Consider the following 13,559-nt stretch of genomic DNA (forward strand, 5'->3'; position numbering starts at 1 on the left):
CCGTCCGAAAGGACAATACCATTATGGTCAACAGCAATCGCTACTCGGTGCCGCTGGGCACGTACCAGGCCGGCGTCGAGGTGCGGATCGAAATCGCGGAGGAGAACCTGTCCATCTATGCCCTCGATATAGGCGCAGTGCTTGCGGAACATGGGTTGGTGGCCGGACGAGGGCATCTCTGGATGACCTATTGCAGCAGTGCCACTTTCACCAGCGCAGCGAACAGCTTGCACCCAAGCCGCAACCGCGGATCTTCCTTATCTGGCATTTCTCGAACAGGTGCTGGTTTCCGACGAGGACTCAGGGTTCCTTGTTCCTGAGTTCCCGTCGGCGCCAAATGGCAACCGCGTCAAGACTTCCCCGGACAACCGCGCCGAAGACGCATTCTTCACTCAAAGAAATGTTTGGGTACAGGATCCGTGCTTCGTTATTCAATTAACAACAATGACAGGTTCGAACACCATCGATCTATCAATTTTTACCGCCTTGCATATTTCTCTAAACTGCGAAGAAACCACCATTACGTCAATTATTGTGTTTCCTATAGTAACCATCTCTTTTGACTGATTAAAGTCCTTGCTGTGGATGATTGATTCATAATCATAGTGCAATGGCCAAAAGATTCTCCCTGTAATGTTACAATGGGCACAGTATTCTTTCGTCATTTTTTCAAACCTCATAGCACTAGACAACGGGGGCAATTGATTATTCAAGATAAGTTGAAATACTTCCCTCCTTTTGGCCATGCTTCCCACATGATGTACTGGTCTAAGCGTATAACCGGAGAGTTTTTTCTTTTCCATGATATTCGCAAACGCTTCCGATACGATGGTAAACGAGCCAGAAGTAACTGTAGCAGTTTGGTTAATAAAATGACGTTTTTTCATAATACTTGTATCAAAATGCAATTCGGTTTGCTGGATCGACTCAGACAAGCCGCAGTATGAACAGAGACACTCCTTCTTGTATATAGTACCATATTTGTCAGGAAGTTTGTTTTCCGGCAATTGCACTATTGAGCGAAGGCGATAAAGAGGTGCATTATTCATTTCATCTTCTGAAAACTCAAATTCATATGCATAGGTATATTTCATGTTCCACTTTTCTAGTTGTTTAAGTAATGCCATGTGTTCACTTGAAGCTACCACTAATCTTATGTTATAGGACATGAAATATTCTTTATAGGGGGGAATATTCGTAATACCTAGTTCCGTCAGAAAGGAATTTAATTTTATAGCATTACGTGTTTCCTGTTGAAACAATAGAATAACGATTAAAACATAAGCCATCATTTTTGTTTACACCTCTCTTGTATTCTCTAATAATTAGTCTATAAAAGCAAGTCTCTTGCTAAAAAAAACCTCCTGTTACGAGGAGGGCAGAAATAGAGGAAAATAAGGCTTTTAGATCTATTCGGGGTTATATCTCTACGATGATAACCATTGGCTTTCTGTAAACTTCGCTAAAAACCTCCAGATATCATCTGCAGTTTGATCATAAAGTTCAGTATATGCTTCAATATGTTTAGCAACGAGATAATTTTGTTGTAAATTTGAATAGTCTGTTCCATAAGGAATTTTTTGCCTCATTTGATATGTCATCAAAGAATGATCTGTGTCTTTTAATGCTATAGCCAGCATTGAATAAACTGTGGTACTAAAGTTTTTCGCAAATCTTTGTTCGATAATATGATGTGCTTGAGTTCCCCTCGGAAGAGACCCACTAAACTGCCCGTATTTTTTTATAGAATAGCTTAAACTAGTTTTTAATTTAGAAGAGTTTTCCATCATAGTCCGAACGCCGCTTATTGACGGAACTCCTGGAAAAATAACCGAAGCGGTATCCATGACAACCCAAAAACCATTCCAGAAACTTGGGTCCTCGTAATAAGCATTTAAACTTAATACTAGACATCCAACATCGAAAAGGGTTTCAAACGATGTTATTCCAACTTGCTGACTCTCTTGTGTAGTATTATTTCCATCTATATATTTAATTTCATCTAATTTATATTTAGTGTTTTTAAGTTTATCCTCTATGAGTTTCTTTGGTTCTTTAATATTATTTGATATTCCGATATTTATGTTACTTTTGTTTCCGGTTGCTTTTTCAATTAATGTTAACTGAGCTGCTTTTACCGCTTGTATAGGATTACTTTTACTAGATTCACTTGCTAGAACATAGGGGGTAAACATGGTCAAACAATACAATAGTGTAAACAATGCTGTAAATAATTTTATCCTGACTTTCAAGACAACAACACTCCCATTCACAATATTTTCCTTATTTTCCTCTGTTATCAATATTACCAAATTTCCCACAATAAAAGTGTAAATTTTATGTTAATTCTAGGTAAATACGTTTTTCATATGGATAATGTTAAATATGCTGAAAAATTGATATTCAATATATTCTAACTACCGAATATAGTCCTCCTTCACCTCCTAACTCATTTCTCCTCCTCTCCTCCCCATGCTATAATAAGCCGAAACATCACACGAAGGAGAAGATCTCATGTCTCTGCCGCAGCAATCCGGCTTCGCCATGCCCCCCGAATGGGCGCCCCATCAGCGCACCTTCATCACCTGGCCCATCGACGATACGACCTGGCCCGATGAGCTCGATGAGGTCCGTCAAGCCTACGCCCGGGTGGCCCAGGCCATCGCCCGCTTCGAACCTGTGACCATGATCGTCCTGCCCGAACTTGCCGAGGAGGCCGCCCAACTCTGCGGTCCCTCCGTCGATATCCTCCCTATGGAGTATGACGACTCCTGGATCCGCGACAACGGCCCCACCTTCCTCAAAAACGCCGCCGGCGAGGTGGCTGGCGTCAACTGGCAGTTCAACGCCTGGGGCAACAAGTTCCCCTGTGAACTGGACAACCTCGTGGCGCCCCAACTGCTCGACCGCTTCGGCATCCGCCGCTTTGACGCCCCCTTTGTCATGGAGGGCGGTTCCATCCATGTGGACGGCGAAGGCACCCTCCTGACGACGGAAGAGTGCCTCCTCAATAAAAACCGCAACCCCCACATGACCTGCGAGGAACTGGGGTCGCAAGTGGGCCGCTATCTGGGCGTCGAGAAAATTGTCTGGTTGAAAAAAGGCCTCTACGGCGATCATACCGATGGACACGTGGACAATGTGGCCTGTTTCGCCCGGCCGGGCGTCGTGCTTCTTCAGGTCTGCTCTGACTCGGAAGACCCCAACTACGCCATCAGCCGCGAGAACCTGGAGATCCTTCAGGAAGCCGTCGACGCCAAGGGCCGCTCCTTTGAGATCATCCCCATTGAGCAGCCGCCTGCGCTCCACCACAACGGCGTCCGCATGGCCGCCAGTTACATCAACTTCTATTTTGTCAACGGCGGCATCATCCTCCCCGTCTTCGGCGGCGAATGCGCCGAGACAGACCGGCAGGCCGAGGCCGTCCTGGCCCGCGTCTTCCCCGACCGGACCATCGTGCCCGTCGAGAGCCGGATCATCCTCACCGGTGGCGGCAACATCCACTGCGCCACCCAGCAGATGCCCAAATAGTTTTCGAGTCGGAGGGATCCCATGCGCAAGGTCACTGTCGCCGCCACCCAGATGAGCTGTTCCTGGGATGTGGACGCCAACATCGCCAAGGCGGAAAAACTCGTCCGGGAAGCGGCCCGCCAGGGCGCCCAGGTCATCTTATTGCAGGAACTCTTTGAAGCGCCCTACTTCTGCCAGACCGAACTGCCTGAACACTACGACCTAGCCACGGAGACGGAGAACAACCGGGCCGTGCGCCATTTTCAGCCCATCGCCAAGGAACTGGGTGTCGTCCTGCCCATCAGCTTTTTCGAAAAGAAAAACAACGCCCGCTACAACACCGTCGCCATGATTGACGCCGACGGCGAGGTTCTCGGCGTCTACCGCAAGACCCACATCCCCGACGGCCCCGGCTATGAGGAGAAGTTCTACTTTAACCCCGGCGATACGGGCTTTCAGGTCTGGGCGACCCGCTTCGGCAAGATCGGCGTGGGCATCTGCTGGGACCAGTGGTTTCCCGAAGCGGCCCGCTGTATGGCGTTGATGGGCGCCGAAATCCTCCTCTACCCGACAGCCATCGGCTCCGAGCCGGAAGAACCGGGCGTCGATTCGAAGGACCACTGGCAGATCTGCATGCAGGGTCATGCCGGCGCCAACCTGGTCCCGCTCATCGCCTCCAACCGCATCGGCAAGGAGACCTCCGGCCAGTCGGAGATCGACTTCTATGGCTCCTCCTTCATCGCCAATCCCTTCGGCCAGAAGGTGGCCGAAGGGGACCGCGCTACTGAAACGGTGCTGACGGCCACCTTCGACCTCGATGAGTGCGCCCGCATGCGCACCGCTTGGGGCGTCTTCCGCGACCGGCGGCCGGACATGTACAGGGCCATCCTCACCTATGACGGCGTGACGCCTTACGGCGGAATGAAATAGACTCAACCCGCATACTGATCGTACCCACAGGCTGCTGCTCCCTTCGCCGGTCCACCCCTGGACAGGCTGCGAGGGGAGCTTTTTATCGCCCGTCGCCGGGAAAACTGATGATTGCAGATCTCTTCAGGGAGTTTGTTAAGGAGGCGCCTGTGTGAAACAAAAGGAATCGGCGTGGCATTACATCCCCCAGCGGGTCTTTTTCGAAGAGGAGGCCCTCGCCTACCCCTTGGGACAGAAACTCGTCGCCCTCTGCCGCGATTTGGGCCTTCCCACCCGGCAGATCCCCTCCCATAACCGTGTCACCGGCCTGCCGGGAGATACGCCGAGCCAAAAATACGTACAGGCCAAAAAGACCCTCGTCGTCGGCGTCAAGCGCGATTTGCGCTTTCCCACCTGCCGACCCTCGGCCGATTATCAATTTCCCCTGATGACGAGTTGCCCCGGTCACTGCGAGTACTGCTACCTGCAAACCACCCTGGGCCAGCGTCCCTATCTTCGCGTCTACGTCAATGTGGAGGAGATGCTGGATCAGGCGGCCACATACATCGCAAAAAAAGCGCCCGAGCCGACCACCTTTGAAGTGGCCAGTTCGGGCGATCCGCTGAGCGTCGAGCACCTGACCGGCTCGCTGTTCAAGACGATTGAGTTTTTCGGCGACCAGGAGTTCGGACGACTTCGATTCGTCACCAAGTTCACCGGCGTGGAACCGCTTCTCAAGGCCCGCCACAAGGGCCACACGCGCTTTCGCTTTTCCCTAAACAGCGAGCGCGTCCTTCGTGACTTTGAACACCGGACGCCGCCAGTGGCCGAGCGCATCGCTGCCGCCGCCCAGGTGGCCCGCGCCGGCTATCCCCTTGGCTTCATCATCGCGCCGATCATGGTCTACCCCGGCTGGGAGGACGATTACCTGCGCCTTTTCGACCAATTGAAAAAGGAGCTGGCATCGCTCCAGCCCCTTTCTCCACCGGTGACCTTTGAGTTGATCCAACACCGCTTCACAGCGCGAGCCAAAAAAGTGATCCTGGAACGCTTCCCCGAATCCCGCCTCGACATGGACGAAGAGAAGCGCAAGTTCAAGTACGGCAAGTATGGCATGGGCAAGTATGTATACCCCGACGAGACAGCCAGATCGATGAAGGATCTGCTCCAGACGGCGCTGCTCGAACGGTTTCCCGATGCCGAGGTAGAGTACTTTACCTAAAGGTGTACGAAAGTGTACTGCCTAACGGGAGCGGCCGCTACGGTTAGCCCGCAATTTTCCCGCGTACGGCAGGCTCTATTCCCGTGGCCTACGACCGGAAATTGATAAACTGCAGCTCAATATCCAGATCCGCCTTCTTCAGCAAGGCGATGACCGCTTGCAGGTCGTCGCGTTTGCTGCCGCTCACGCGGACCTGGTCGCCCTGCACAGAGGCCTGCACCTTGATCTTGCTGTCCTTGATCAGCTTGGTGATCTCTTTGGCCTTCTCCTTCGAGATCCCCTGCACCATCTCGACCTTCTGCCGGACCGTATCGCCGGCGGCCGACTCGATTTTGCCGTATTTCAAGGCGCGCAGGGAGATTCCACGCTTGACCATCTTCGCTTCCAAGATGTCGGTGACGTTCTTCAGCTTAAACTCATCATCAGAGATCAGCACGATGGCGCCCTCTTCCTGGCGAATCTCACTCTTGCTGCCTTTAAAGTCAAAACGCTGTTCCATTTCCTTAACAGCCTGGTGAACGGCATTGGTCACTTCCTGCTCATCCACCTGCGATACGATATCAAACGATGCGTCTTTGGCCATGGCGTTTCCTCCTTCTTTTATGCAAAAAACCCGGGCCTCAGCCCGGGTTTTGCGTCTTGGGGACAAACTCTTCTTTGATGACCTGTCCCACGTCCCCGAGGGTGCCGAGACTTTTTCCGTTCAAGATGACTTCCACGGCGCCGGCGTTGCCGAGAACCACATTGATCTTGTCCTTGCCGGTGAAGGTCATCGCATCGCCGACGGCAGCCGTTCCTTCATAAGCCATCTGGCCGTCCTGGCTCACCGACATCCAGCACTTATCCTGCAGGACCCGCAAGGTCACGGCCACACCGCGAGCCGCCGGGCTCGGCGCAGGCGCTACGGCAGGAACGCCCGGGGCGGATTCTCCATTGCTCGCCTGTGGCACGTTTGCAGTAGAGTCACCCGGCGAGCCGCCCGCCGTCGTCGCTGACTCTGTCATCGAAGTCGGCGGTGAAGAACCTTCCGGTGTCGCCGCCCCCTGAACCCCTGGCAGGGACTCGGACGTTACCGTCGCCGGTGGTTTGGCGCCGTTGATGGCAACACCATTGTCGGCGCGACCCTTGTTGTCATTTCGGTCACTGCCTGGCATGCTGGCCGAGACAAAGACCAGTCCGGCAATGGCCGCCACCGCCAGGCCATAACCGGCGTACTTGACGATACCACCCGGCCGAGGCGCCGAGTACTCATTTTCCTTCTCCTCCGTCACGGGAGGCGCTTCCTCTTCCTCTGATTTCCAGTCATGTTTCATCGCTTCGATCAGCGGCGCCGGATCGAGGCCAAGGTATTTGGCATAACTGCGCATAAACCCGACGCCGTAGACACGACCGGGGAGCAAGTCATAATTGCCTTCTTCCAAAGCGGTCAGGTACGCCAGACGGATGTTTGTATCCGTTTCCACCTGACGCAATGAGAGTTGCTTCTGTTCCCTGGCTTGCCGGAGCACAAGCCCGAGGCTTTCCATCGACGTGACCTCCTTTCTGAAAGCGTGCTTCATTGTATAGCATGAGCAGGTTCACCGCTTCGGTAACCGAAGATGCATCCACCGCAAAAGCGTACTGAGGGCTCGGTCCGTTTGGATACCCGTATAACGGATCATAATATTCCCGCAAAAGCACTTCCGCAACAGCGGCATAATCCTCCTGTTCGACCCATCGGATCAGTTCTTTGACCCGGGCCTTGCCGAGGCGCTGTTCCAACCGCTCCATGGCTTGCAACAGTTTCCCCCGGTCCGATTGGCTGGCATAAACATCGACAAGCCGCTTGATTCGCAGGGCCATCGGCGCATACAACAGGATCCGCTCGCCCTCCTGCATACGCCGGAAAAAGGTCTGCGGAAGGGAGACGCGGCCGATACGGCGGCTTTCACACTCCATGAAGATGCCGGGCTTGCCTTCACAGGCCCGCAAGGCCATGAAGAGACGGCTCCAAAGGTCTGCTGACTCGGAATCGCGTCATAACCGATATGGCCGAAGACGCTGCCCCGGTTCTCGGCGATGGCCTCCAGATCGATCACGCCGGCGCCCCTTGCGGCCAGGGCCGAGAGGATCTCCGTCTTGCCGACGCCGGTGTTGCCATGAAGCATCAGAAAAGGCCAGGCGCTGAGGCGCTGCTCAAGGTATTCATTGACATAACGACGAAAGGCCTTGTAACCGCCTTCCAGTCGATAGGTCTCCATCCCCATCAGGTTGAGAACAGTCGATGTGGTCTTGCTGCGCATCCCGCCACGCCAGCAAAACAGGACGGCTGGTCCCTTGCCGGCGATGGTCTGAGCCTTGCGGTACATTTCCGGGAGCTTGGGACCGGTGATCTCCAGGCCGATTTCGCGGGCATCGGCCGGCCCCTGGTGCCGGTAGATGGTGCCCACGCGAACCCGTTCCTCATTGGAAAGCAAGGGGAGATTGACCGCGCCGGGAATGGTGGCTTCTGTATATTCACCTTCTGATCGCACATCAATCAGCGGACCAAATTCACCGGACAGTGCTTTCTCGATGGTGATGGGAATTTCCGTGTTGCCTCTCATGCGCTCGCAATGACTTCCCTTCAAGAAAAAAAGTCGAAAAATCTCCCGAAGGTTAATTTTACGACATTCTCATATTAGTATATCATTTGGAGTCTAATCCTGTCAAAAAGTTCAAAGCCCGCTTAAAATTTGACTTCTCCGCGCGCCAGTTTTTGCAGCACCGGGTCAAGTTTTGTCCGGATTTCCTCCGGCAGGGGCTGATGCTCGCCCGTTCCCCCTGCCGGTCTTTGATAGATATTCCATTGGATCGGCAAGGCGCCCGTTTGTCCGTCTTTTCCACTGAGGATCGCCTCCAGGCGGGGAAGCAGATCGGCGCTGTTCACACCGCCTTGGATCACCCATACGCCCGGAGGCGCGACTTCGTTCGGCTGGAGCAGCACGATGACGTTGTTCGACCGCCGGGTGCCCGCCGGTTGTGGCGGCGTATCTGCGGACCGCAGGACGATCCGCAGATCAGCCGAAGCGGCTGCGGCTGCAGCGTCATCGCTGGCGGCGGAGCCTCCGGCGCCTGCGGGATTTGCCACTCCGGCGACGTTTCCGGCAGCGCTTCCAGTCCCGGCCGCCGCATCCCCCGCGCCTGCCGTCCCAGCAGGATCTGCTGGGGCGATCACCGGCGTCATGATCAATCCGGAGTTTCTTCCCATCTCCGCCATACCTGCCCGAATGGCCCGCTCAACGGCGGCTGTTTGCGTTTCGCCGGGCGGCGTCAAGACAGCGACAGTCCCACTGGGCAGCATGGCGCCGGCCAAGGCGCCCGCCAGATAGGCGCTCGCCTGTCTCGTTTCCTGGGCGCGCTCTTCCGGTGGACCAAGGTAGATGTATTTGGTTTTCGGATACTTCTGCTGCGCCGCCGGCAACAGACCGGCAAAGGCCGGATCAGCGATTACGACGGCTCGCGCCTCATTTTCGCCAAAATAGCGCAGCGCTTCTTCAGGGGTGAGGAAATCAGTCGATGCGATGGCCCGTGCAGTGACGCCATAGTGATCTTTCAATGAATGCAAGGCAGCGGAGATCTGGCCATTGCCCCCTTCCGCCGGCGTATGGGACGGGGCCAAAATGGCGCCCACCAGCGGCGGCACATACCCGCCGGCGGTGATTTCGTAATCGCCTTCGTCATCGGCGGTTGTGGTTCCCCGACACCCCGCGAGAAGCAACAGGGGAAGCAGGAGCACGACGAGCGACAGCGCCCGCAAGATCCCCCGATGGGTCCGCTCCGTTCCTTCGTGCCGCAGCGTTCCTAATATCCCTTGCGTTACTTCTACCCCTTGGTTCCCTCTCGACTGCGTTTTTTCCATCGACTGCGCTGTGAACAAGCCGAACGATTGATCCGATCCTTCCGTCGCCGGCGAACGGTTCGTTCCCGATCGCCCTTGCAACGTCTCATCTTTCCCTGTCAACACCTGCGCCATTCCCTTTCTTTAGCTCCCCGTATTTTTCGCCGAACCATACTTCGCTTCAAACTGAACTTTGCTGATCAGGATCTCCCTCGGCTTGCTGCCTTCATAGCCGCCGACGATACCCCGCTGCTCCATGATGTCGATGAGCCGGGCCGCCCGGGCGTAGCCCACTCGCAGGCGGCGCTGCAGCATGGAGATGGAGGCTTGCCCGCTGTCCAGGAGCACGCGGACGGCGTCGACAAAGAGTTCGTCGTCTTCCTCCTCCGGCGTTTCCGCCTGTTCCTGGGCCTTGATGACCCCTTCCTGGTATTCAGGCAGCCCCTGGGTTTTTAAGAATTCAACGACGCTCTCCACTTCTTTGTCAGAGACGTAGCAACCCTGCACCCGCAGGGGCTTGTTCGATCCGACCGGCGAAAAGAGCATGTCCCCCCGGCCAAGCAGTTTTTCCGCGCCGGCTTGGTCGAGGATCGTCCGCGAATCGATCTGGGAGGAGACGGCGAAGGCGATCCGGGAAGGCACGTTGGCCTTGATGATCCCGGTGATGACATCGACGGAAGGCCGCTGAGTGGCGATGACCAGGTGGATGCCCGCCGCCCGGGCCATCTGCGCCAGCCGGCAGATGGCGTCTTCCACGTCCACGGCGGCGACCATCATCAGGTCGGCCAATTCGTCGATGAGGACCACCACATAGGGCAGGGCCGGCTGCGGTCCGTCGGGGTTATCGAGGGCCTTAAACTGGTTAAATCGGGTGATGTCCTTGACGCCGGAGGCGGCGAAAAGCTCATAGCGGTTTTCCATCTCGTTAACGATCCACTTAAGGGCCGTCGCCGCTTTTTTCGCGTCCGTCACGACGGGCGCGATCATATGGGGGATCCCGTTGTATTGCGTCAGTTCGACCATCTTCGGGTCGATCATGAGAAACTTCACTTCATTCGGTTTGGCCTTGAAGAGGATGCTGCTGATCAGGGTGTTCATACAGACGCTCTTGCCAGCCCCGGTGGCCCCGGCGATCAGCAAGTGGGGCATGCGGCTCAGTTCCGACACAACCGGCGCGCCGGCGATGTCCTTGCCCAGGGCGATGGTCAGCTTGGACGTCGACTGTTGAAACTCGTTGGCCTCAAGGACCTCGCGGAAGGTGACGGCGGTCACTTCCTTATTCGGCACCTCGATGCCCACAGCGGCCTTGCCGGGAATGGGCGCCTCGATCCGGACGGCGCCGGCCGCCAGCGACAGAGCGATGTCATCGGCCAGGTTGGTGATCTTGGACACCTTGACGCCAGGCGCCGGCTGCACCTCATAGCGGGTGATGGCCGGTCCGCGGTTGACCTGAGTGACCTTGACGCGAACGCCGAAGTTGTTCAAGGTCTCTTCCAGGATGCGAACGTTTTCCGTGATGTCATGATCCAGCCGCGGGCTTTTCACGCGCAGCGATCGGTTCAATAGGCTGAGCGGCGGCAGGCTGTACTCCATGCCGGCATAACCGGAGGGACCCGAACCGCCCTCCGTTGCGGCAGCGCCTGCAGCGGTCGTCCCCCCGGAACCCGCTCTCCCCGCCCCAACCGTCGCGCTCGATGGGCCGCTTTCACCAGTGGGTCCGTGGGCGCCGGATGGGCCCAAGTCGCCTCTGTCATCACCCTCGGAAGCTCCGTTCTCCCCGGCGCCACCGATCGCTCGGGCGGGAGCGCCGGCGGCGTTCCCATCCAACCCTTGCGCCAGATCACCGGTCGACAGTTCACTGGCGGACGGGTGTTCGCCAGCGCCGTCAGCGAAACCGGAGGAGCCGCTCTCCCCTTGGCCCTTCCCCTCCACCAATGTGTCCTCCATGGCAGGCTCTTCCGGCGTTTCCGCCTCATCATAGTGCGTAATGATCAAGGGCGCCGTATCGTCCATTGGCGGCGGTGCATTGTCCCCTTTTGTCGCTTTGCTGGATTTCGTCGCTTTCGTTGCAGACGCCGCGCCGGGAACTTCCGCAGGCGCAGTTGTGACCGCATCAAGCGGTTTTTCGATCTGCTTCAACCACTCGGGCGTGTTTTTTTCATGTTCAAAAATGACAAGGGGGATCTCTTCTGTCCCGTTGACCTGAGGCGGCTCCTCTGTCTTCTTGCGGCGCGTCTTCTTCTCGATGGTCTTCTTCGGCACAGGCTCTTCCTCTTCGACAACGGTGAAGAGGAATTTGCCGAGTCCGCCCCGCGCCCGTCCAAACCAGCCGGCCAGCGCGGCGAAGAATGTCCCCACCAACTGAACGAGGGACACCTCAAAGGCGAAAAGGATGGCGCCTAAGATCAGGGCGACTAGGATGATGTATGTACCGATGGTGCCGAAGAGCGTTTTCAAGAGGATGGCCACAGAGGCGCCAAGAACGCCGCCGCCCTTGCCTTCCATGCCGGCCTGCCAGTCCGATCCCCCTACCGGCAGGAGCAGGTGCAGGAAGGTGAGCAGGATCATATAGGCCCCTGTAAAGCCGGCCAACTTGCGTCCTACAGCAAAATGGGATCGCTGGGTCATGATCTTGATGCCGACGTAAGCTAAAAAGAGCGGAAAAAAGATTTTCCCCTGTCCCGCCGTGATGCTCAGGCTGTCATAAAAAAACTGGCCCACGGCGCCAGCACCGGCTGAAGGCATCACCAGAGGATTGGCGCCGACGGTAAAGAGGCTGACGATGCCGAAAACGGCGACTGCCAAAACGGCCAGGCCGACCATTTCATACTTCAGGTCTTCTTTTAATTGATTGAACATATTTGCCACTTTGATCACCCTGTCATGTCAATGGAATCCTGTCATTCACAGTCCTCTTGTTATGTCCTGGCCTGTTTGCGCTAAGGTGCAACCATCGTCACTGTCCTTTGTAAAAAAGCCGCCGTTGTGGGCGGCGCAAAAGGAAAGCCATCCCAGCGGGGTGGCTTTAGCGGGTCTTAATCAGGAAAGATGTCCCTTCCCGGTTGCAATTCCGGATCCAGGTAATCCTTCGGATCGGTGGTCAAGAGGCGCGTCAGTTCATAGCGCCCGTCCCCCCGGTTGTAGGCCATCACAGGTTTTCCCTTGAAGGAGACCACCGACATGGTCGGCACATCCGGTGTGGTCCCCTGAAAGATGGTTTCCATCGGAACCGGCGTGTAGAGGATCATTGCAACAACCCCTTGCTGTTGCGGCGCTCCTCGATCAACTCATTCAGTTTTTTCACCGCTTCGCTGATCCCGCCGACGGCATCGATGAGTCCGCACTCGACGGCTTCCTTGCCGACGACGACCGTGCCGATGTCCCGGGTGAGTTCGCCGGTTTTGAACATCAGTTCCTTAAATTTATCCGGCGTGACACGGGAGTTGCGCGTCACAAAGGCGACGACGCGATCCTGCATCTTTTCCAGGTATTCAAAGGTCGCCGGGACACCGATGACCAGGCCCGTTAGGCGGATGGGATGGATCGTCATCGTCGCCGTGGAGGCGATCATCGAGTAATCGGCCGAAACAGCGATGGGAACGCCGATCGAATGGCCACCGCCCAGCACGATCGACACGGACGGTTTCGAAAGGCTGGCGATCATCTCGGCGATGGCCAGGCCGGCCTCCACATCGCCGCCGACCGTGTTCAGGATCAGCAGCACCCCTTCGATGTCCTTGCTCTGTTCCAGGGCCACCAGTTGGGGCAGGATGTGCTCGTACTTGGTCGTCTTGTTCTGCGGCGGCAGGATCATGTGCCCTTCCACCTGGCCGACGATGGTCAGGCAATGGATATTGCTTTTCCCGCCAGGGACTTCCGTTTCGCCCAATTCCTTCAGGGCATCGATGCGGCGTCCCCGCGATTCCTCGGGCTTTAGCGGCTCCGCCCCGCTCGGGTCAGGCTTCGCCGTTTTGGGTTCTACGTCCGGCGTCTCTTCAAATTGTTCTACCATGGGCCGACAATGTCCTCCTTTTGGCGTTGAATTCCCTCATTTCCCTA

General features: G+C 56.0%; 12 protein-coding genes and 1 pseudogene. 4 read left to right on the plus strand and 9 right to left on the minus strand.

Going from position 1 to position 13,559, the window contains the following annotated elements; all coding sequences use genetic code 11:
* Positions 1 to 320, plus strand: a pseudogene (locus tag GTO89_RS17120) (hypothetical protein); the annotation flags it as partial.
* Positions 321 to 431: 111 nt separating this feature from the next.
* On the opposite strand, the gene GTO89_RS15975 reads toward GTO89_RS17120, so the two are convergent.
* Entirely contained in the window at positions 432 to 1,292 is an 861-nt protein-coding gene (locus GTO89_RS15975; protein WP_161263103.1) for a hypothetical protein, read from the minus strand.
* 135 nt (positions 1,293 to 1,427) lie between these two features.
* Positions 1,428 to 2,252, minus strand: a complete 825-nt coding sequence (locus GTO89_RS15980; protein ID WP_161263104.1) for a hypothetical protein — start codon at positions 2,250 to 2,252, stop codon at positions 1,428 to 1,430.
* A gap of 262 nt (positions 2,253 to 2,514) precedes the next feature.
* Between GTO89_RS15980 and GTO89_RS15985 the strand changes: the two genes are divergently transcribed.
* From GTO89_RS15985 to splB, 3 genes are all read left to right on the plus strand, one after another.
* Positions 2,515 to 3,531 carry an agmatine deiminase family protein gene (locus GTO89_RS15985; protein ID WP_161263105.1) on the plus strand — a complete coding sequence of 339 codons (1,017 nt, stop codon included), beginning with the start codon at positions 2,515 to 2,517 and terminating at the stop codon, positions 3,529 to 3,531.
* 21 nt (positions 3,532 to 3,552) lie between these two features.
* Positions 3,553 to 4,440, plus strand: a complete 888-nt coding sequence (gene aguB / locus GTO89_RS15990) for an N-carbamoylputrescine amidase (RefSeq protein WP_161263106.1) — start codon at positions 3,553 to 3,555, stop codon at positions 4,438 to 4,440.
* A gap of 151 nt (positions 4,441 to 4,591) precedes the next feature.
* Positions 4,592 to 5,641: a spore photoproduct lyase gene (splB, locus tag GTO89_RS15995; protein ID WP_161263107.1), complete on the plus strand. Its 1,050-nt coding sequence runs from the start codon at positions 4,592 to 4,594 to the stop codon at positions 5,639 to 5,641.
* Between the two features lie 88 nt (positions 5,642 to 5,729).
* On the opposite strand, the gene GTO89_RS16000 is transcribed toward splB, so the two are convergent.
* The 7 genes from GTO89_RS16000 to GTO89_RS16030 all read right to left on the minus strand — a co-directional run bounded on the left by GTO89_RS16000 (position 5,730) and on the right by GTO89_RS16030 (position 13,512).
* Positions 5,730 to 6,224: a YajQ family cyclic di-GMP-binding protein gene (locus GTO89_RS16000; RefSeq protein ID WP_161263108.1), complete on the minus strand. Its 495-nt coding sequence runs from the start codon at positions 6,222 to 6,224 to the stop codon at positions 5,730 to 5,732.
* A gap of 37 nt (positions 6,225 to 6,261) precedes the next feature.
* Positions 6,262 to 7,167: a helix-turn-helix domain-containing protein gene (locus tag GTO89_RS16005; RefSeq protein ID WP_161263109.1), complete on the minus strand. Its 906-nt coding sequence runs from the start codon at positions 7,165 to 7,167 to the stop codon at positions 6,262 to 6,264.
* A 195-nt stretch (positions 7,168 to 7,362) separates the two neighbouring features.
* Positions 7,363 to 8,226, minus strand: a complete 864-nt coding sequence (gene mnmH, locus GTO89_RS16010) for a tRNA 2-selenouridine(34) synthase MnmH (protein WP_161263110.1) — start codon at positions 8,224 to 8,226, stop codon at positions 7,363 to 7,365.
* Between the two features lie 122 nt (positions 8,227 to 8,348).
* Positions 8,349 to 9,635: a hypothetical protein gene (locus tag GTO89_RS16015; protein ID WP_161263111.1), complete on the minus strand. Its 1,287-nt coding sequence runs from the start codon at positions 9,633 to 9,635 to the stop codon at positions 8,349 to 8,351.
* Between the two features lie 9 nt (positions 9,636 to 9,644).
* Entirely contained in the window at positions 9,645 to 12,359 is a 2,715-nt protein-coding gene (locus GTO89_RS17910; RefSeq protein ID WP_407929502.1) for an FtsK/SpoIIIE family DNA translocase, read from the minus strand.
* Positions 12,360 to 12,535: 176 nt separating this feature from the next.
* Complete coding sequence (locus tag GTO89_RS16025; RefSeq protein ID WP_161263113.1) at positions 12,536 to 12,748, minus strand: YlzJ-like family protein; 213 nt, start codon at positions 12,746 to 12,748, stop codon at positions 12,536 to 12,538.
* The gene (locus tag GTO89_RS16030) at positions 12,745 to 13,512 is read right to left on the minus strand and encodes a ClpP family protease (protein WP_161263114.1); all 768 of its coding nucleotides are present in this window, start codon (positions 13,510 to 13,512) and stop codon (positions 12,745 to 12,747) included. The genes GTO89_RS16025 and GTO89_RS16030 overlap by 4 nt, the downstream gene beginning before the upstream one ends.
* Positions 13,513 to 13,559 lie beyond the last annotated feature (47 nt).

This window comes from Heliomicrobium gestii, from assembly GCF_009877435.1.
In the GTDB taxonomy this organism is placed as follows: domain Bacteria; phylum Bacillota; class Desulfitobacteriia; order Heliobacteriales; family Heliobacteriaceae; genus Heliomicrobium; species Heliomicrobium gestii.

What these genes read in the sequence shown, in the direction of transcription:
- GTO89_RS15975 (WP_161263103.1), bottom strand. Translation starts at nt 1,292, where the DNA reads ATGATGGCTTATGTTTTAATCGTTATTCTATTGTTTCAACAGGAAACA.
- GTO89_RS15985 (WP_161263105.1), top strand. Translation starts at nt 2,515, where the DNA reads ATGTCTCTGCCGCAGCAATCCGGCTTCGCCATGCCCCCCGAATGGGCG.
- aguB (WP_161263106.1), top strand. Translation starts at nt 3,553, where the DNA reads ATGCGCAAGGTCACTGTCGCCGCCACCCAGATGAGCTGTTCCTGGGAT.
- GTO89_RS16000 (WP_161263108.1), bottom strand. Translation starts at nt 6,224, where the DNA reads ATGGCCAAAGACGCATCGTTTGATATCGTATCGCAGGTGGATGAGCAG.
- GTO89_RS16005 (WP_161263109.1), bottom strand. Translation starts at nt 7,167, where the DNA reads ATGGAAAGCCTCGGGCTTGTGCTCCGGCAAGCCAGGGAACAGAAGCAA.
- mnmH (WP_161263110.1), bottom strand. Translation starts at nt 8,226, where the DNA reads ATGAGAGGCAACACGGAAATTCCCATCACCATCGAGAAAGCACTGTCC.
- GTO89_RS16015 (WP_161263111.1), bottom strand. Translation starts at nt 9,635, where the DNA reads ATGGCGCAGGTGTTGACAGGGAAAGATGAGACGTTGCAAGGGCGATCG.
- GTO89_RS17910 (WP_407929502.1), bottom strand. Translation starts at nt 12,359, where the DNA reads ATGTTCAATCAATTAAAAGAAGACCTGAAGTATGAAATGGTCGGCCTG.
- GTO89_RS16025 (WP_161263113.1), bottom strand. Translation starts at nt 12,748, where the DNA reads ATGATCCTCTACACGCCGGTTCCGATGGAAACCATCTTTCAGGGGACC.
- GTO89_RS16030 (WP_161263114.1), bottom strand. Translation starts at nt 13,512, where the DNA reads ATGGTAGAACAATTTGAAGAGACGCCGGACGTAGAACCCAAAACGGCG.